This window comes from Streptomyces sp. NPDC002698 (genome assembly GCF_042888945.1).
In the GTDB taxonomy this organism is placed as follows: Bacteria; Actinomycetota; Actinomycetes; order Streptomycetales; family Streptomycetaceae; genus Streptomyces.
Genome location: NZ_JBIAQM010000042.1, coordinates 1 through 18,569, shown reverse-complemented (window position 1 = coordinate 18,569; position 18,569 = coordinate 1). Strand labels below are relative to the sequence as shown.

Genomic DNA, 18,569 nt, shown 5'->3' with positions numbered 1-18,569 from the left:
AGCCGGATCGGCGTCCCTCGCCGGATCAGCGTCCCTCGCCGGCCGCCCGAACCAGCGCGTCGAACAGCGCCTGCTGGACGGCGTCCTCATGGGCCGTGTCCTCCGGGTGCCACTGCACGGCCGTGAACCACCCTTCGACGTCCGGGAGTTCAAGGCCCTCCACCGTCCCGTCCGCGGCGCGTGCGGTGACCCTCAGACCTGAGCCGAGGCGCTCGACCCGCTGGTGGTGATAGCAGGACGCCTCCGCCTTCTGTGCGCCGGTGGCCCGCTCCAGCAGGGTTCCGCGCTCGATGGCCACCGGGTGCACGATGTGCCGGTGTTCGCGCTCGGGGCCGCCCATGTCCTGTTCCAGGGTGCCGCCGAGGGCCACGTTGACGACCTGGAGGCCGCGGCAGACAGCCAGCAGCGGAAGGCCCAAGTCCAGGGTCCGGCGGGCGACTTCGAGGTCGAAGGCGTCCTGGAGGTCGTCGACGTCGTAGACGCTGTCGTGGGTGTCGGCGGCTCCGTAGCGGTGCGGAGCGAGGTCGCCGCCGCCGGGGAGCAGGACCCCGTCGAAGCGGGCGAGGCGTGCGGTCACGTCCGTGACGGCGGGATCGGCCGGATGGATGGTCACCGGTTCGCCGCCGGCCCGCCACACCGCCTCGATCAGGGCGCGGGCGTTGACCTCGGCGGCGTACCGCAGGGCGGAGGTCGTCGCGGAGAAGCGTGCCGGAACGGCGATCAGGGGGCGTGTCACAGCTGGATCCAGGTGGTCTTGAGTTCGGTGTACTTCTCCAGGGCGTGGGCCGACTTGTCGCGGCCGTTGCCCGACTGCTTCATGCCTCCGAAGGGGACGGTCAGGTCGCCCTCCTCGTAGCAGTTGACCCAGACCGTGCCGGCCTTCAGGGCGCGGGAGACCCGGTGCGCGGTCGACAGGTCGGAGGTCCACAGGCCCGCGGCGAGGCCGTACTCGGTGTCGTTGGCCAGCCGTACGGCCTCGTCCAGGTCGTCGAACGCGAGGACCGACAGGACCGGGCCGAAGATCTCCTCCCGGGAGAGCCTCATGCCGGGGTCCACCCGGTCGAAGACCGTCGGTTCCAGGAAGCTGCCGCCGGTGTCGGTGAGGGTGCGGGAGCCGCCGGTGCGCAGCCGGGCGCCCTCGGCCAGGCCGGTGGAGATGTGGTCCTGTACGCGGCCCAGGTGCGCCTCGCCGACCAGGGCGCCCATCTCGGTGGACGGGTCGAGGGGGTCGCCGATCCGCAGTTCACGTGCGCGTCGTACGACGGACTCGGTGACCTGTTCCGCGATCGAGGCGTGTACGAGCAGCCGGGAGGGGGCCGTGCACATCTCGCCCTGGTTGAAGAAGATGCCCCAGGCCGCGGTGGCGGCGGCCTTCTCCAGGTCGGGGGCGTCGGGAAGGATGATGTTCGGCGACTTGCCGCCCAGTTCGAGCCATACGCGCTTGAGGTTGGAGTCGGCGGCGTAGTGCAGGAAGTGGCGGCCGACGGCGGTGGAGCCGGTGAAGGCGAGGACGTCGACGTCCGGGTGGAGGCCGATCGCCCGGCCGGCCACCGGGCCGGTGCCGCCCACGACGTTGAGGACGCCCGGCGGCAGTCCGGCCTCGGTGGCGATGCGGCCCAGGAGGAGCGCGGACAGGGGCGAGTTCTCCGAGGGCTTGAGGACGACCGTGCAGCCGGCGGCGAGCGCGGGGGCGACCTTCCAGCCGGCGAGGGTCAGGGGGAAGTTCCACGGCACGACGGCGCCGACGACTCCGGCGGGTTCCCGGGTGACCAGGGCGAGTGCGTCCGCGCCGGTGTGCGGTGACTCGTCGGTGAGCTTGTCGGCCAGTTGCCCGTACCAGCGGAAGGTGTTGATCAGGGCGCGCAGTTCGATGTCGTACGCGTCGGTGACGGGCTTGCCCATCTCCAGGCTGACGGTGAGCGCGAGGTCGGCGCGGCGCTCCTGGAGGAGGTCGGCGATGCGCAGCAGCGCGGCGCCGCGTTCGGCGGGGGCGAGGCGCGGCCAGGGGCCGGTGTCGAAGGCGCGGCGGGCGGCGGCGACGGCGGCGTCGACCTCGGCGGTGCCCGCGTCGGCGACGCGGGTGAGCACCTGGCCGTCACGGGGCGAGACGGCGTCGAAGGCGGCTCCTCCGCCGTCCTCGTCGGCGCCGTCGATGTGATGGGCGCCGGAAAGGTCCAGGGACTTGGCTCGGAGCAGCCACTCCTCGTAGGTGACGTCCGTCATGCGGGACCTCCAGAAAGTTATTTGAACCCAAACGATAAGATGAGCGCGGAGCCCGGGCAAGGGCTCCTTCCATTGATCCGGCCATTGATCCGGCAGGTCCGCGGGCATCGCGGGGAAGGGAGTGCCACGGTGCGCGCACTCGTCGTCCAGCACGACCACGTGACGGAGCCGGGGCTGGTCGGCGCCCGGCTGGAGGAGCGCGGGTACGACCTCACCGTCGTGACGGTCGTGCCCGAGCACCGCCATCACGCGCCGGACGTCGAGTTCACCTTCCCCGAGGCCGGCGGCTGGGACCTGATCGTCTCGCTGGGCGCCCCGTGGTCGGTGTACGACCGGACGGCCGTCGGTTCCTGGATCGACGGCGAACTGGCCCTTCTGCGCGAGGCCGACCGCCTCGGCGTCCCGGTGCTCGGGGTCTGTTTCGGCGCCCAGGCGCTGACCACCGCGCTCGGCGGTCGCGTGGAGGCGTCGCCGCGCCCGGAGATCGGCTGGGTCGAGGTCGCCACGGACGATCCGTCCCTGGTGGGGCCGGGCCCCTGGTTCCAGTGGCACTTCGACCGCTGCGTCCTGCCGCCGGGAGCCGAGGAGGTGGCCCGCAACGAGGTGTGCGTCCAGGCTTTCGAAACGGAGACCGGCCTGGGTGTGCAGTTCCATCCGGAGATCACCACGGCGATGGTGCGCGGCTGGATCGAGGCCGGCGGAGCGGAGCAGTGCGTACGTCATGGTGTGGACCCCGGCGAACTGCTGGCGCGGAGCCGGGCCATGGAACCCATGGCCCGGACGAACGCCCGCCGGCTGGTCGACGGCTTCCTCGGCCGGACGGCGGACCGGACCGGCCGGGCGGTGAACCGGGCCGGTCGGACCGGCTGACCGGGCCGGCCGACCGGCCCGGTGTGCGTCAGCCGCCGGCGGCACCTGCCTTGTCACGGGTGAGCCGTGCCGCCACGAGGCCCAGGACGAGGACGGCCGGGACGGTCAGCTCGAGCACGAGGGCGGTGCCGCCCTCGCCCCCGATGAGCGTGGTGAAGTTCTGGACGATCAGCCAGATCGCCCCGGCCACGCCGAGGGCCCCCAGGGAGGGAGCGATCAGGGTGTTCCACGGCCGGGTGTCCAGGCGTTCGCGGCGGAAGAAGGTCACCACGGAGACCGACGTCAGCAGGTACAGCGCCATGATGCCGAGGACGGCCACGCCGCTGCCCCAGGAGAACAGGGTCACCACGGGGTCCTTGCCGGCCAGCGCGAACGGGACCACCAGCAGGACCGCGACGGCCGTCTGGACCCAGCCGGCCACGCTGGGCGAGTGCCGGTGGTTGATCGACGACAGCTTGCGCGGCAGCAGTCCGTCGCGGCTGAGCGAGAACAGGTAGCGGTTGGCGGAGTTGTGGAAGGCGAGGATGCCGGCGAAGAGGGAGGTCGCCAGCAGGACGGGCAGGACGTCGTTGACCCAGGTGCCGAGCAGGTCGGCGATGGGCGCGAAGACGAAGCTCGTCGAGTCGCCGCTCTCCAGGGCCTTGCCGGCCGCCCCGGACACCTTCGAGGGTCCGTAGGAGGAGACCAGCATCCAGGAGGCGAACCCGAAGAAGCCGGTGACGAAGGCGACGGCCGCGTAGGTGGCCCGCGGGACGGTCTTGCGGGGTTCGCGCGCCTCCTCGCCGTAGATCGCGGTGGCCTCGAAGCCGATCATCGACGCCACGGCGAACATCAGGGCCACGCCCGGGGCGCCGTCGAACGCCGCGCTCGGCGAGAAGGACTGCGTGAAGGCCAGGCCCTCGGGCCCGCCGCCCTTGAAGAAGGTGACCAGCGCGAAGACGCTGAGGATGCTGAACTCGGCCAGGACGAAGACCGCCAGCACCTTCGCGCCCATCTCGATGCCCGCACTGCCGAGCACCTGGACGATCACCATCGTGACCAGCGCGCACGCCCACCAGGGCACGTCCACCCCGGTGTAGTGGGCGAGCAGGCCGTTGACGGTCGCCCCGTACAGGCCGTACATGGCGGCCTGGATCGCGCAGTAGGCGAACAGCGCGATCCCCGCGCTGCCGGTCCCGACGGTCCGGCCGAGCCCCTTGCCGATGTACGTGTAGAAGGCGCCGGCGTCCACGACGTGCCGGCCCATCGCCACGAAGCCGACGGAGAAGAGCAGGGTGATCAGACCCGCCACCACATAGGCGGCAGGTGCCCCCGCACCGTTTCCGATGCCGACGGCGATGGGAACGGCGCCCGCGACACCGGTCAGCGGCGCCTGGGCGGAGAGGACGAAGAAGAGGATGCCCAGAACGCCGAGCGAGTTGGGCTTGAGCTTGCCTGCTGTGGGGGCGTCGGGCGCGGTCTGGTTCACGACCGCTGTCTGACTGTCCACTCGGATCACCTGCCAGTGAGGAAAGAGGGATTCGTTTCAGGCCAAACGAGTTGCCTCATACTGAGCTGGAACTATCCGTTTGACAAGGGGCTGCGGCCGGTTTCCCCGCGCAGAACGCGACAGGCCCCGGACGGCAGGCGTCCGGGGCCTTGAGACACGCGGGTCGGAACGTCAGTCGCGGCCCTCGGCGTCGGTGTGCCGCTGGGCCTCCAGCAGCCGGAGCAGCGAGCGCAGTTCCTCGATGGCGGCGTCGGTGACCTCGGGGCCGCCGAAGACGAGCTGGTGCAGGACCAGGCCGTCGAGGGCGGCGAAAACGAGCCGGGTGAGCGGCTGCCCGGCACCGTCGGGCAGCATGCGGGACAGCTCGCGTCCGGTGGCGTCGAAGTACTCGTCGTACAACGCGCGCAGATGCGGGAGCAGTTCGGGGCGGCGCCTGGCTTCCAGGAGCAGCTCGTACTGGAACGACTGGATGTCCGGATCGGCCGTGACCATCTCGGACACCCCCAACGAGAAGTCCTCCACCTTGCCGGTCCCGGGCTCCAGCGCGCTGGTGTTCAGGGAGGTGCGGATCGCGTGCGCGACCGCCTCCTCGATCAGCGCGTCGCGCGAACCGAAGTGGTGCACGACAAGACCGTGCGTGGTGCCCGCCTCCTCCGCCACGGCCCGGTAGGTGAGCCGGCGCAGCCCGCCCCTGGCCACGACGCGCACGGCGGCGTTGAGCAGGGCTTCGCGGCCCTCCCCGTAGTTCATGCGCCGACGCGGCTTGCGGCCCTCAGGCGTCTCGGCGGTTTCGGTCATGGTCCCGACCCTACCCGCCTGCTCAAGGGGCCCGGGGCGGACCGGCGCGGGCCCCTTGGTGGTGCCCGTGCCGGGCTCCGCGCGCCGCGCGCCGGAGCGGCCCGCCGGGCGGCTCACGCCGTCCTGGCCGGCGCCGCGCCCTCGTGCGGAGGGCATCAGCGCCGGGGCGGACGGATGCCGCGGAACTCCCAGTCCCCGCCGAGCGCGGTGGACAGGACCTCTTCGGACTCGGTGGGCTGGGCACCCACGTCGGCGCGGATCGGGGTCGGGCCGGTCACGATGTGGTTGGTGAGCCGTCCCAGGCCCTCGACCTCGACCTCGACGACGTCACCGGGCTGTACGGGGCGGGAGTTGGCCGGGGTGCCGGACAGCAGGACGTCGCCGGGGTACAGGGTGATGGTGCGGGCGATGTCGGCGACGAGGTAGTGCATGTCCCACTGCATCTCGTCGGTCGAACCGTCCTGCACCACCTCGCCGTTGACGTACGTGCGCAGGCTCTTGCCGCGGAAGTCCCAGTCGGTGACCAGGCCGGGGCCGAGCGGGCACAGGGTGTCGGAGCCCTTGACGCGGAGCATGGAGCCGGCGTCGGTGTCCCGGAAGTCGTGCAGGCCGTAGTCGTTGGCGACGGTGTAGCCGGCGATGTACTCCCCCGCCTCGGCCGGGGAGATGTTGCGTGCCGTCTTCCCGATGACGATGGCCACCTCGCCCTCGTAGTTGAGCCACTTGCAGCCCTCGGGGCGGACGATGGCGCCCTTGTGGGAGTTGAGGGCCGAGGTGGGCTTGTGGAAGTACGTCGGGGTGGGCGGGAGTTCGATCCCGAACTCGTCGACGCGGCTCTGGTGGTTGAGGTGGACGGCGATCACCTTGGAGGGCACGACCGGGGGCAGGTGCTGCGCCTCCTCGGTCTTGACCCGGCGGCCGTCTCCGGCGACGAGTTCGTCCCCGTCGACGGTGACCTGGACGGCGGCGCCGTCGAGGAGGATGCGGCGGTATTCGGGCATGGCGGCTTCCTAGGAACGTCGGTGCGGGTTGTGGGGTGCGACGGGCGCGGGTGTTCCCGCGCCGGTCCAGCCGTCGGCCGGACGGTCGAACCAGAGGTGGACCTGGCCGGTGCCGATCGAGTTCTCGTACTCGCCGTACTGGCGGGCCCTGGCGACACAGGCTCCTTCGCCGAGGGCGCCGGCCATCATCAGGTAGTGGAAGAACTTGGCCTCGGGCCTGTACTTCCAGAACTCGTCCATGGTGTCGAGGACCTTGTCGTGACGGCCCTCCTTGAACCAGGCGATGCGCTCCTGATCGGCCTCGCGCGCCTCGGGGGTGAAGATGTGCGCCGGGTCGCTGGACTCGTGGTCGCGCAGTTCGCGCAGCGGCCAGAAGGTGTGCGAGAGGGCGCCCGAGGCGATGAGCAGCACCCGGCGGCCGGGGGTGGCGGCGATGCCGTCGGCGAGGGCCCGGCCGAGGCGCAGGTGGTCCTCCATGTCACCGGTCTGGCACACCCCGATGGTCACCCACCGCTTGTCGGGCAGCCCCTGGCCCAGGAACTTCCAGAGGTTGATGGTGGCGTAGTAGACCGGCAGGTACTCGTCGTCGATCGCGGTGATCCAGGTGCCGTGCTTGTCCGCGAACTTCGCGATGTTGTGGGCGAGTTCGGGGTCTCCGGGGTAGTCGTACGGCATCCTGCACATGCCGCGCGGCAGTTCCTCGGAGGTGAACAGGCCGGCCCGGCGCGGCTGGGCGGTGGCGACGAACTCGACGGTGGTCGCCCAGTGCGAGTCGAGGACCACGACGGTGTCGTAGTCGTCGCGTTCGAAGACCTCCTTGCGGAGCTGTTCCAGGCCGGTGACGAGGGTGATCTCCTTGCCCTCGTTCAGCTCCAGCCGGATCTCCTCGGGGAGCACGATGGTGGGGACGTGGGCGAGCAGCCCCGCCCCGACGATCTCACCCATGGTCCTTCCATCCCTTCGGCGCGGTCACGGTGTTCTTCAGGTCGCAGTAGAAGTCGAAGCTCCAGGTGCCGCCCTCGCGGCCGACGCCGGAGTGCCGGGAGCCGCCGAAGGGTGCCTGGAGGTCGCGTACGAAGAAGCAGTTGACCCAGACCGTCCCGGCGACGAGCCGCTGTGTGACGCGGGCGGCGCGGTCCCGGTCGCCGGTGGCGAGGGTGGCGGCGAGCCCGAAGCGGGTGTCGTCGGCGAGTTGGACGGCCTCGTCCTCGGTGGTGAAGGTCTGGAGGGTCAGGACGGGTCCGAAGACCTCCTCCTGGACGATCTCGGAGTCCTGGGCGACGTCGGTGAGGAGGGTCGGCGCGTAGTACCGGCCTTCTCCGCGGTGGCCGCCGATGACCGCGCGGGCGCCCGCTTCGAGCGCGCGCCGCACGAAGCCGTCGATCTTCTCCAGTTGGCGCTCGTGGATGTTCGGGCCGATGTCGGTGGCCTCGTCGCGCGGGTCGCCCTGCACGATCGTCGCGGCCTTCTCCACGAACCGGCGGGTGAACTCCTCGGCGACACTCTCCTCGACCAGGATGCGGGTGGCGGCGAGGCAGACCTGGCCCGCGTTGTCGTACTGCTCGACGGCGAGGTCGACGGCGAGGTCCAGGTCGGCGTCCGCGAAGACCAACAGCGGTGACTTGCCGCCGAGTTCGAGGCTGAGCGGGGTGAGGTTCGGGGCGGCCGACGCCGAGATCCGCCGAGCCGTCGGCACGGAACCGGTGAAGCTGATGCGGCGCACGTCGGGGTGCGAGGTGAGGGCGTCGCCGATCTCGGAGCCGTAGCCCTGGACGATGTTGAGGACGCCGGCGGGCAGTCCGGCCTCGGCGGCGATGTCCGCGAGCAGGGACGCGGTCAGCGGGGTCCATTCAGCGGGCTTGAGGACGACCGTGTTGCCGGCCGCGAGGGCCGGGGCGACCTTCCAGGTCGACAGCATCAGCGGGGCGTTCCAGGGGGTGATCAGCACCGAGGGGCCGGCCGGGTCCCAGCTGACGTGGTTGGTGTGGCCGCGGGTCTCGAAGTCCTCGTGGTCCAGCTTCAGGAGCCAGTCGGCGAAGAAGCGGAAGTTGTGGGCGACGCGCGGCATCACGCCCCGGCGGTGCGAGCGCAGCAGGGCGCCGTTGTCGGTGGTCTCGACGATCGCCAGGTCCTCGATCCGCTTCTCCACGCCGTCGGCGACGGCGTGCAGGATGCGGGCCCGTTCGGCGCGGGAGGTGGCGGCCCAGGCCGGGAAGGCGGCCTTCGCGGCGGCCACGGCCAGATCGGCCTCCGCCGCGGTGCCCCGGGAGATCTCGCCGATGACGCTTCCGTCGATCGGCGAGACGTCGGTGAACGTCTCGGCGGAGGCGACGCGTTCGCCGCCGATCCAGTGCCGGGTGTCGACGGCGACCCCGGCCACCGTGAGGGTGTGCTCGGTCATGTCCGGACTCCAAGTCCTGTGGTGGGTACGGTGGTCGGGGTCACTCGGCGCCGGAGGTGCCGGACTCCAGAAGGCGTCCGCCGTCCCAGACGACGCCGACCTGCCGGTAGTAGGCGGCGATCGGCTCGCGGATCTCCAGGCGGGCCAGTTCCTCGGTGGGTGCCTCGAACAGCGTCAGGTCCGCGTCGCCGACCCAGGCCTGTCCGGCCTCGAAGGAGGCCGCGCCGGTCTCGATGAGTTCGTCGAGCGCGAGGCCCTTGCCCTTCTCGACGGAGGGCAGCCAGCGGTGGTGGGCCATGGGGTGGCCGTTGACGAAGCCGTTGGTCTCGGACGGCTCACGCAGGGTGACCACGGCCTCGGCGAGGCGCCGGTCGGCGGCGGCGAGGGTGGCGCCGAAGCGGGCGCCGGCCTCGATGCGCGGGGCCGGGCCGTAGGGGTGCGGGCGGGTCTGGTGGATCGAGCCGAGCTTCTTCGGGTAGCCCTGGTGCAGTCCGCGGGCAATGGCGAAGTCCTTGTCGACCCAGATGTAGACGCAGCGGCTGTAGGTCTGCCCCCGGTACTGGCAGCGGACGACCGCGAAGGCCTCCTTGTACTGGGCGCGCACCGGGTCGAGGAGTTCCTCGGCGGAGGAGGAGCAGGACTGCCAGTCGGCCCAGATCAGCGCGACCGCGCCCGGGTCCTCGTCGGCCAGTTCCAGCGGTTCGGGGAGGAGTTCACGGACCCGCGCGGGGTCCGTGCGGTACTCGACGGTGAGCAGGTCGCCGGAGTAGCGCCACGGCGGCGACGGGACGAGCGACGAGGTGCCACCGGCCGTCTTGGGGTGGAAGTAGCCACGGACTGGGGACATAGCGGGGATTCCTAACGCTTCGTTACGCGGTGAGGGCGGGCTGCTTCAGCAGCTGGGCGCGGTAGCGGGCCGCGCGCATCGCGGCGGACTGGCCGCCGAGCGCCACGACGCCGACCAGCAGGTCGCCGGTGTGGTAGCCGACCACGACGTCGCCGTCCGGGTCGCCTTCGAGGATCCGCACGTCGTCCTTGCCGAGCAGGGGCGAGCCGAAGGACTGGAGCCGGAACTCGTGCTGGTCGCTCCAGAAGGTGGGCAGCGGCGCGAAGGGAGCCGACTCGCTCTCCTCGCCGTCGAGATGGGCGGCGAGGACCTTCGCGGCGTGCTTGGCGGTGTCCGTCGGGATGGACCAGTGCTCGACACGGCGGGGTACGCCGTCGTAGCGGGCGTTGGGGAAGCGGGCGACGTCGCCGACCGCGACGACCTCGGGGCGTCCGCCGACCCGCAGGTGCTCGTCCGTGAGGACTCCGTCGGACAGGTCGAGTCCGTTGCCGTCCAGCCACTCGGTGTTGGCGACCGAGCCGACCGACTCCACGACCACGTCGGCCGCGAGGACCGTTCGGTCGCCGAGGACGACACCGGTGACCCGCTGGTCGCCCTGGAACCCGGCGACTCCGGTGCCGAGCGCGAAGCGCACTCCGCGCTCCTCGTGCCGCTTGAGCAGCGCACCGCCCAGCAGGCCGCCGAGCGGACCGGCCATGGGCAGCGGCAGGGGGTCGACGACCGTGACCTCCGCCGCGCCGAGTCCTACGGCGGTGGCGGCGACCTCGCAGCCGATGAATCCGGCGCCGACGACCACCACCCGCGCTCCGGGCCGGATCAGCGCGTCGCGCAGGATCTGGGCGTCGGCGAGGGTGCGGACCGTGTGGCGCCCCACGAGCGGGCCGGGGCAGCGCAGCCGGCGGGGGCGCATTCCGGTGGCGACGACCAGTCCGTCGTACGAGAGCCTTTCGCCGTCGGCGAGTTCGACCACGCGCTCGTCGAGGCGGGCCGTCGTGATCCGCGTTCCGAGCCGCCATTCGACATCGGCGGCGGCCGCCTTCGGGGTGAAGGCGAGGGACTCGAACGAGGCCTTGCCCGCGAGGACTTCCTTGGACAGCGGAGGCCGGTTGTAGGGCATGTGCGGCTCGTCGCCGACGACGGTGACCTCGCCGGCCCAGCCCGCCGCGCGCAGTTGTTCGGCGGCGCGCAGGCCGCCCATGGAGGCGCCCGCGACGACTACGCGTGCGGTCATCGGGATCAGCCCTCGATCCGGATGGCCTGGAGCGGGCACACGTCGGCGGCTTCCTCGACCTCGTCGCGCAGCGCCTCGTCCACGTCGGAGACGTAGGCGAGGTGGCCGTCGTCGTCCATCGAGAAGACGTCGGGGGCGGCGAAGACGCACTGGCCGTGGTCCTGGCACTTGATCATGTCGACGACGACCTTCATGGCCGGTCCTCCTGTGGATACGGGCGTCGGAGCAGGGAGGGAAGGGGAAGTGAGGGGCCCGACCGATGCCGGACCGGGCCCCTCGGCCAAAGGGACACGAAGCCGTGTCCCTGACTCGTTTGGCTTCAAACAACATAGGAAGCCGTTCGGCCCTGGTCAATACCTGTCCAGGTGGATAAATTCTTACCGCCGCCCCCTTGCGGGACCGCAACCCGCCTCATACCGTTCGGACTCAAACGACCGACTCGGGGTTCGACCCGAGGGTGTCGTTCGGAGCAGTTCGGACCAGGCCGCGGGGTCTGGTACCCCGGGATGCCTCCCACGCCTTTCGGCCTGTGGGAGCGCGTCTCCAAGGCGCATCCTCGTCCGCCCGCGGAACGCACTCGGACGAGGCCGCGACGCCGCGAGGTGCCGCCGCCCCGGCGCCGGACTGTTCCGAGCGGCACCCCCTCCCCCGCACCCCGGCTCCCGTTCTCTGCACACCACGCGTCCCCGGCCTCAGGCCACCGGGACACCCCACCCTTCCGCCAAGGAGACAACGGTGAGCGCATCCGACACCCCAGACATCCGCCGGCACATGGAGCGGCTCGCCGCCGAGGGCGTCGACGTGGTCAGGGTCGTCTATCCCGACCTGATCGGCACCGACCGCGCCCGTGACGTCCTGCTCGACCACCTGCCCTCGGCCTGCGAGCACGGACTGGCCTTCTGCCGCGCCGTCTACCACACCACGCCCCAGGGCGACGTCGTCCCCGTCGCGGGCGGCCTGGACGCCGGCCTGCCCGACGTGTCCGTACGCCCCGACCTGTCCACGGCGGCCGTACTGCCGTGGGAGCCCGGGGTCGCGACCTGCCTCGGCGAGGTCACCGACCCGGCGACCAGGGCCCCCGCCCCGGAATCACCGCGCGACCTGCTGCGGACCGTCCTGGCCCGGTGCGCCGAGCAGGGTCTGCGCCCTGTCGTCGGCCCCGAGCTGGAGTACTTCCTGCTGGAACCCGCCCCCGGCACCCCCACCGGCTGGCGCCGCTCCCCCGAGGCCACCGGAGCCGTCTACACCGCCGGGCTGCGCGCCGATCCGGGCAACCACCTGCTGCGCACCCTGCGCATGCTGCGCGACCTGGGCCTCGGCGTCGTCACCGGCAACCACGAGTTCGACGGCGGCCAGTACGAGATCAACCTGACCCACTCGGCGGCCCTGGACGCGGCCGACCGCGCCTTCCGCTTCAAGGCCGCCGTCAAGGAGCTCGCCCGCCAGGAGGGCAACCTCGCCACCTTCATGGCCAAGCCCTTCGGCGACGCCGGCGGCTCCGGCTTCCACCTCCACCTGTCCTGCGACGACGCCGAGGGCCGCAACGCCTTCGACGACCCGTCGGGCGCGTACGGCCTCTCGGCCACGGCCCGCCACGCCATCGCGGGCATCCTCGCCCACGCCCCCGCGCTCGCCGCGCTCGCCAACCCGACCGTGAACTCGTACAAGCGCTTCGGACCCGACACCCTCGCGCCCTGGCTGATCGACTGGGGGCTCGACAACCGCAGCGCCATGGTGCGCATCCCGCCCGAGCGCGGCTCGGGCGCCCGTCTGGAGCTGCGGCTCGGCGACGCCAGCGCCAACCCCTACCTGCTGATCGCCGGGACCATCGCCGCCGCGCTCCTCGGTGTCCGGGCCGGCGAGGAGCCGGAGGCGCCCCTGGAGGGCTACGGCTACGACACCGCGCGCTCCGCCCTGCTGCCCACGAGCCTGGCCGCCGCGCTGGACGCGCTGGAGGCGGACACCGCCCTGACCGACATCCTCGGCAAGGACTTCACCTCGTCCTTCCTCACCTACAAGCGGGACGAGGTCGAGCGCTTCGGGCGGCACGTCACCGACTGGGAGTTCACCGAGTACGCCTACCACCTCTGACCCTTCGAAGCCCGGCCCAGGAGAACCACCATGACCAGCCCCACCGTTCCCGCCACGCCCACCACCCAGGCCGAACTGCGCGCCGCCCTCGCCGAGCCCCTGCCGCTCGAAGAGGTCGACCTCGCGAACCTCGACAACTTCGCCGACGGCATCAAGCCGTGGCGCATGTTCCACACCCTGCGCCACGAGGACCCGGTGCACTGGCAGCCCGAGGAGGCACCCAACTCCGGCTTCTGGGCGGTCACCCGGCACGCGGACATCGCCACCGTGGACCGCGACGCGGAGACCTTCACGTCCTCGAAGTTCGTCAACCTCGAAGAGCTCGACGACGACCAGATCAAGAAGCGGGCGTCCATCCTGGAGCTGGACGGTGTCCGCCACCGCGCGATGCGCAGCGTCATCCAGCGCCAGTTCGGCGCGAGCGTCATCAACAGCTACGGCGACTTCCTGCGCGGCCTGACGGCTCAGACCCTGGACGCCGCCCTGGCCAAGGGCACCTTCGACTTCGTCGCCGACGTCTCCGCCGACTTCCCCATCAACGTCCTCGCCCGCCTCCTCGACGTGCCGCCGGAGGACAACCAGCAGCTCATCGACTGGGGCAACCGCATCATCGGCAACACCGACCCCGACTACGCGGACGTGCTGCTGCACAGCGCGGAGAGCGACAAGTACCGCGACCTGCCCTTCCGTTCGCCCGCATCCCTCGAAGTCTTCGAGTACGGACGGGAACTGGCCCGCCAGCGCCGCGGCGGCAACGGCACGGACCTGGTCTCCAAGCTGGTCAACACCGTTCCGCGCGACGGGGTCCCGCTGTCCGAGCAGGACTTCGACAACTACTTCCTGCTGCTGGTCGTCGCCGGCAACGAGACCACCCGCCACACCATCTCGCACTCGATGCTGGCGCTCCTGCAGCACCCCGAGCAGCTCGCCCGCCTCAAGGACGACCCGTCCCTGATCCCGGGCGCGGTCGAGGAGTTCCTGCGCTGGGCCTCCCCCGTCTACCACTTCCGCCGCACCGCCACCCGCGACGTCGAACTCGGCGGCAAGCGGGTCAAGGAGGGCGACAAGGTGGTCATGTGGTTCGCCTCGGGCAACCGTGACGAGGAGGTCTTCGGCAACCCGTACGACTTCGACGTCACGCGCACGAACAACGACCACATCACCTTCGGCAAGGGCAGCCCGCACCTGTGCCTGGGCAACCTGCTCGCCCGTACCGAGATCCGCATCATGTTCGAGGAGCTGATCCCGAGGATCGCCGACATCAAGCTGGCCGGCGACGCGCCCCGCGTCCTGTCCAACTTCGTCAACGGCATCAAGAAGCTGCCGGTCGAGGTCACGCTCACCTGACGGAAGTGGCCCGCGGACGCACTCCGCCACACACGCGCCACACGCCATGGCTGTCCCCCGCCCCGCCGGGCGGGGGACAGCCGCCGGAGGCCCGAACCCGTCGTCAGCGGTCCGTCACCAGGTGGAGCCGGCCGGAGCCACCGCCGGGCGCGGTCCCGACGGGGAGACACTCGCCATGGCGTCCGCCGAACCTGCCTGTTCCAGCACCCGGTCCGGGAACACCGTCTCCCGGGCGAGGAAGGCGAGTTGGGCACGCTTCTCGGGCAGGTGGACGTCGGGAAGGTCGACCTCCGGCAGAACGACCACCGGGCCCGGGGTGAAGCCCTGGCGGCGGAAGCGGGCGACGGCCCTCTCGTTGCGTACGTCGGGGTCGACCACGACACGGTCGCGGTCCAGTCCCAGCAGGACGTACGACGCCGCCGCGCTCAGCAGTGCCGTGGTCCAGCCGGACCGCCCGCCGCCGGGTCCGGCCGGTGCCATCAGCAGGTGGACGCCGATGTCACCGGGTTCGACCGGGTAGCACGCGCCGACCCGATCGGCGGCCGGCTCGTACGTCTGCAGCAGCGCGACCGGCTCGCCGTCCTTCACGAGCAGGTGGGCGTGGTGGGTGTCGAGCGTTTCCATGTGGGCGTATATCGCGATGACCTGATCCTCGGCCAGGTCTCTCATGCCCCAGAAGGCCGCCCTGTCCGCGTTCACCCAGCCATGGATCACCGGGCCGTCGAGCCGCGCGTCCAGGGGCAGGACACGGACGGCGCCGTAGCCGTCGACGAACTGCTCGTGCAGGGCCGCGCGCGTGGCGTATGTGTCGGACATCGGTCTCCCTCGTTCAGCCGGCGACAGTCGTGACCCGGCGGTTTCCTGTGACCCTCCTGTGCGCCACTCGGTCATATTAGGTTAGGCTCACCTAATTAAATGCCAGGGTGAAGTCGTACCGAAGGGTGAGGAAGCAATGGGGCAGGCGCAGGGGCGGGGTTGGGAAGGCGCGGTTCTCAAACTGCTGCGTGCGAAGGACTACGCGTTCACCGTGACGGGCTCGGAGGACGTCACCGCGGAGTACCGCCGGCTGCACTTCACCGACGGAGGCATGCTCGCGGTGACCGGCGTCCACCCGACGATGTGGGTACGGCTGTGGTTCGACAACGCGGGCCGGCCCCACCAGCGGGCGTACACCCTGGTCGACCCGGATCCGGCGGCCGGCACCTTCAGTCTGGAGTTCGCCCTGCACGAGGGATGCGCGAGCGACTGGGCCAGGGCGGCGAAGCCCGGGGACACCATCGAGGCGACGGTCCAGGGCACCGGCTTCGAGCACCCCGAACCCGCGCCCTCACACGTCATCGCCGTGGCCGACCCCGCTTCCCTGCCCGCCCTCAACTCCCTGCTCACAGCGCTGGGCCCGGTCCCCGCGACGATCTGGTTCGAGGGCAGCCTGGAGGGCCTGCCGTACCGGGCCGCCACGCATCACGACGTACGGCAGGTGGCGCGCCGGGACGCCGGGCGCGGGCTGGTCGACGAGGTGAAGGCGGCCCTTCCCGAGCTGCTGAAGGACAGCCCTCGGCCGTATGTGTGGATCGCGTGCGACACGGCGACCACGCGCGCGCTGTCGGCGCATGTCCGCAAGGAGTTGTCGGTGCCCAAGCAGCGGGTCAGCGCGCTCGGCTACTGGCGGGCGAGCTGAGCACACACGCGTGACCAGGCACAGCGGGTACGACAGGCACAGCGGGTACGGCAGGTACGGCAGGTACGGCAGGTACGGGAGGTACGGCAACCGGGTCCGCTGTCCGCGCGGCCGGCCGACCGCGACCTGACCGAGCCAGGGGCCACCCGGCCATCCGGCCACCTGGCCACCAGCTCCACCGTCCTGGCGCGCCCCGCGCCCGGTACCGCCCGTTCGGCGGCGCTGAACTCGGGGCGCGCCAGGAATCCATCCTTCATGCAGTCCCCCACGCGCACCGTCGCCGCCGAACACGCCCCCGCATCCGGACCCGCCGGCACCGCCCCGCCCGTCGCCGCGCGGCCCGTGCCCGAGCGGCGGCCCGGCGACGGCCTGGAGGCCCGCCTGGCCGCGGTCAAAACGGAGATGGACGCCCGTCTCGCACAGGCGGCCGTCGCCTACGAGGTCAACACCGCGCACATCGAGACGACCCCGGTCGACTGGTCCCGGATCGGAGCCCCATCGGCTCCCGTCTCACCCCTCCCGGCCCCTCCCGTCCCCAGCGCTCCCCCGGGCCCCGCCCCGCACGCCACCCCCGTCGCGGGCCTCTTGCACCGCGCTTCACTGCGCCTGCGGACGGACGGCTGGTGCGCGGGAGCCCTGACCGACGACGACGGCCGCCTGTGTTCGCTGGGCGCGATCCTCAGGGAGTCGGGCGGTGACCGCCATGTCGAGGCACAGGCCATGGCCGTGCTGCTGGAGGCGATCCGCAGAGAGTTCGGCCCGCACGTGGAGTCCGTACCGTCCTTCAACGACGCCTGGGGCAACGGCCGCGAACCGACCCGCATGCTGGAGCAGGCCGCGGTCCTGGCCGACGCGCGCGGCCTCTGAAGCGCGGACCGACCGACGGGGCAGAGCCGCGGTCGCCGTCAGCGAGGGCCGGGGCTGCCCCGAAGCCCTCGGTCATGCCCGAAGCGCAGCCGGCCCCGGCGCTCTCACCGGAAGGCGGCGACGTGGCGGCGGGCCCAGTCGGCGAAGGCACCCGGTGCGCGGCCGAGGATCCGCTCGACGTCGGGGCCGATGCGCAGTTCGGCCGGGGTGGGCTCACCGAGGATGGCCAGCGTGGTCTCGACCACGGGCTCGGGCATGAATCGGAGCATCTGCGCGCGGGCCTCGTCGCGGGACAACTCGACGAACCGGACGGATTCGCCGAGCGCGTCGGCGATCGCCTCGGCCTGCCGGCGGGGGGTGTTGAGAGCGGGCCCGGTGAGCTCGTAGATCCGTCCGGCGTGGCCGTCCTCACGCAGGGTGACGGCGGCGACCTCGGCGATGTCGTCCGGGTCGACGGTCGGCAGGCCGACGTCGGCGAACGGAGCCGCGACGGTCCTCCGGGCGCGGACCGACTCGGCCCACGCGTACGCGTTGGAGTCGAAGCCTCCGGGCCGCAGGATCGTCCAGGGCAACCCTGATTCCCTGACGGCGTCCTCGATGGAGCGCCCCGTCTCCCCGTGCGAGGCCGACCCGGGTCGGGTCGCGACTCCCTGGGAGGACAGCAGGACGACTCGCCCGACCCCGCCGGCCTTGGCGACGTCGAGGATGTCCCGTGGGCTCAGCAGGTGCGCGCCGGGTCCCCCGTTCTGCAGGAACAGCGCGTCGGCTCCGTCGAACACGGACCGCAGGCTCTCCGGATCGGCCAGGTCGGCTTGCGCGTACCCGACGCCCTCCGGAACATCCGCGTCCGAGATCCCCCGGGATGTCGCGGTCACCCGCACACCGGTTGCCGCGAGGGTCCGGACGAGCGATCGGCCGACGTTGCCTGTTGCCCCCGTCACTACGAACATGAACAACTCCCGTGTCGATTCAGCAGGGTTGTCGCGCCCGAGTGGGCGGGACCGTCGCGGAGAGCTGCTCTCCTGGCGACACGGGGACGCTAACACCGTGGATATAGTAGGTACCTAGAGGAAAGCGACTATCCCCAGAGGTGCTGATGGCCGGCAACACGGACTGGGTGGCAGCCGATACGGCCGACCCTCGACTCGCCTGTCCGACCAGTGCGGTCGTGGACATCGTGTTCAGCCGGTGGACCACACCGATCCTGTGGACGCTCAACTCGCACGGCCGACTGCGTTTCGTGGAGCTGGAACGACGGATCGGCACGATCACGCCGAAGGTGCTGACCCAGCGGCTGCGGCAACTGGAACGCGACGGCATGGTCGTCCGCACGTACCACCCGGAAGTGCCTCCCCGGGTCGAGTACGACATCACCGAGCTGGGCCGCAGCCTGGCCCCGCTCTTCGCCCACCTCGCCGGTTGGGCCGCCGCCAACCTGGACAAGGTCGAACAGGCCCGGAACGACTACGACACCGACCCAGCCCGCTAGCGCGTCAGCGGGTGAGCCCGACCCGGGTACGTCCTTCGCCGGCGGACCGCGTCGGCGGACGGGTCCGGGAACGTCGACGGATGGGTCCGGGATCACAGAGCCCCCGCCCCGAGGACCGACCCGTGGCGGCCCCCCCCCCCCCGGGGCGGGGGGGGGGGCGCCGCCCCCCCCCCCCGCGCCTAAAGTTGATTTAACGGCCCAACCCCCGTCGGCCCCCCCAAGCAACCCAACGCCCCC

The 18,569-nt window shown here is 71.6% G+C and carries 17 protein-coding genes and 1 pseudogene; 6 read left to right on the top strand and 12 right to left on the bottom strand.

What is annotated here, in order from left to right; translation table 11 throughout:
* Nucleotides 1-25 precede the first annotated feature (25 nt).
* The gene (locus tag ACFYW9_RS35685; RefSeq protein WP_389159288.1) at nucleotides 26-736 is read right to left on the bottom strand and encodes a gamma-glutamyl-gamma-aminobutyrate hydrolase family protein; all 711 of its coding nucleotides are present in this window, start codon (nucleotides 734-736) and stop codon (nucleotides 26-28) included.
* Nucleotides 733-2,223: an aldehyde dehydrogenase gene (locus ACFYW9_RS35680; RefSeq protein ID WP_389159287.1), complete on the bottom strand. Its 1,491-nt coding sequence runs from the start codon at nucleotides 2,221-2,223 to the stop codon at nucleotides 733-735. The genes ACFYW9_RS35685 and ACFYW9_RS35680 overlap by 4 nt, the downstream gene beginning before the upstream one ends.
* 129 nt (nucleotides 2,224-2,352) lie before the next feature.
* On the opposite strand from ACFYW9_RS35680, the gene ACFYW9_RS35675 reads away from it, so the two are divergent.
* Nucleotides 2,353-3,093, top strand: coding sequence for a type 1 glutamine amidotransferase (locus ACFYW9_RS35675; protein ID WP_389159286.1), 741 nt, complete (start codon nucleotides 2,353-2,355; stop codon nucleotides 3,091-3,093).
* A 28-nt stretch (nucleotides 3,094-3,121) separates the two neighbouring features.
* Here ACFYW9_RS35675 and ACFYW9_RS35670 read toward each other — a convergent pair whose 3' ends face one another.
* The 8 genes from ACFYW9_RS35670 to ACFYW9_RS35635 all read right to left on the bottom strand — a co-directional run bounded on the left by ACFYW9_RS35670 (nucleotide 3,122) and on the right by ACFYW9_RS35635 (nucleotide 11,054).
* Nucleotides 3,122-4,582, bottom strand: a complete 1,461-nt coding sequence (locus tag ACFYW9_RS35670) for an APC family permease (RefSeq protein ID WP_389159285.1) — start codon at nucleotides 4,580-4,582, stop codon at nucleotides 3,122-3,124.
* Nucleotides 4,583-4,753: 171 nt separating this feature from the next.
* Nucleotides 4,754-5,380, bottom strand: coding sequence for a TetR family transcriptional regulator (locus ACFYW9_RS35665; protein WP_351874633.1), 627 nt, complete (start codon nucleotides 5,378-5,380; stop codon nucleotides 4,754-4,756).
* A 155-nt stretch (nucleotides 5,381-5,535) separates the two neighbouring features.
* Nucleotides 5,536-6,381 carry a fumarylacetoacetate hydrolase family protein gene (locus tag ACFYW9_RS35660; protein WP_351874631.1) on the bottom strand — a complete coding sequence of 282 codons (846 nt, stop codon included), beginning with the start codon at nucleotides 6,379-6,381 and terminating at the stop codon, nucleotides 5,536-5,538.
* Between the two features lie 9 nt (nucleotides 6,382-6,390).
* Entirely contained in the window at nucleotides 6,391-7,326 is a 936-nt protein-coding gene (locus ACFYW9_RS35655; RefSeq protein WP_389159284.1) for a 3,4-dihydroxyphenylacetate 2,3-dioxygenase, read from the bottom strand.
* Complete coding sequence (locus ACFYW9_RS35650) at nucleotides 7,319-8,782, bottom strand: aldehyde dehydrogenase (RefSeq protein ID WP_389159283.1); 1,464 nt, start codon at nucleotides 8,780-8,782, stop codon at nucleotides 7,319-7,321. Before ACFYW9_RS35650 ends, ACFYW9_RS35655 begins: the two co-directional genes overlap by 8 nt.
* A gap of 40 nt (nucleotides 8,783-8,822) precedes the next feature.
* Entirely contained in the window at nucleotides 8,823-9,629 is an 807-nt protein-coding gene (locus ACFYW9_RS35645) for an acetoacetate decarboxylase family protein (protein ID WP_389159282.1), read from the bottom strand.
* Between the two features lie 22 nt (nucleotides 9,630-9,651).
* Nucleotides 9,652-10,860, bottom strand: coding sequence for an NAD(P)/FAD-dependent oxidoreductase (locus ACFYW9_RS35640; protein WP_389159281.1), 1,209 nt, complete (start codon nucleotides 10,858-10,860; stop codon nucleotides 9,652-9,654).
* 5 nt (nucleotides 10,861-10,865) lie between these two features.
* Nucleotides 10,866-11,054, bottom strand: coding sequence for a ferredoxin (locus ACFYW9_RS35635; protein ID WP_326783586.1), 189 nt, complete (start codon nucleotides 11,052-11,054; stop codon nucleotides 10,866-10,868).
* A 541-nt stretch (nucleotides 11,055-11,595) separates the two neighbouring features.
* Here ACFYW9_RS35635 and ACFYW9_RS35630 point away from each other — a divergent pair.
* Entirely contained in the window at nucleotides 11,596-12,951 is a 1,356-nt protein-coding gene (locus ACFYW9_RS35630; protein ID WP_389159280.1) for a glutamine synthetase family protein, read from the top strand.
* Between the two features lie 30 nt (nucleotides 12,952-12,981).
* Nucleotides 12,982-14,298 (top strand): cytochrome P450, encoded by a 1,317-nt coding sequence (locus tag ACFYW9_RS35625; RefSeq protein WP_389159279.1) that lies wholly within the window; start codon nucleotides 12,982-12,984, stop codon nucleotides 14,296-14,298.
* Nucleotides 14,299-14,514: 216 nt separating this feature from the next.
* Here the strand turns inward: ACFYW9_RS35625 and ACFYW9_RS35620 are convergent.
* Nucleotides 14,515-15,114, bottom strand: a pseudogene (locus ACFYW9_RS35620) (GNAT family N-acetyltransferase); the annotation flags it as partial.
* 136 nt (nucleotides 15,115-15,250) lie between these two features.
* Here ACFYW9_RS35620 and ACFYW9_RS35615 point away from each other — a divergent pair.
* The gene (locus ACFYW9_RS35615) at nucleotides 15,251-15,976 is read left to right on the top strand and encodes a siderophore-interacting protein (protein WP_351874611.1); all 726 of its coding nucleotides are present in this window, start codon (nucleotides 15,251-15,253) and stop codon (nucleotides 15,974-15,976) included.
* 255 nt (nucleotides 15,977-16,231) lie between these two features.
* Nucleotides 16,232-16,843 (top strand): hypothetical protein, encoded by a 612-nt coding sequence (locus tag ACFYW9_RS35610; protein ID WP_389159278.1) that lies wholly within the window; start codon nucleotides 16,232-16,234, stop codon nucleotides 16,841-16,843.
* Between the two features lie 104 nt (nucleotides 16,844-16,947).
* On the opposite strand, the gene ACFYW9_RS35605 is transcribed toward ACFYW9_RS35610, so the two are convergent.
* Nucleotides 16,948-17,793, bottom strand: coding sequence for an NAD(P)H-binding protein (locus ACFYW9_RS35605; protein ID WP_389159277.1), 846 nt, complete (start codon nucleotides 17,791-17,793; stop codon nucleotides 16,948-16,950).
* A gap of 146 nt (nucleotides 17,794-17,939) precedes the next feature.
* Here ACFYW9_RS35605 and ACFYW9_RS35600 point away from each other — a divergent pair, with 146 nt between their 5' ends.
* Nucleotides 17,940-18,332 (top strand): helix-turn-helix domain-containing protein, encoded by a 393-nt coding sequence (locus ACFYW9_RS35600; protein WP_351874602.1) that lies wholly within the window; start codon nucleotides 17,940-17,942, stop codon nucleotides 18,330-18,332.
* Nucleotides 18,333-18,569 lie beyond the last annotated feature (237 nt).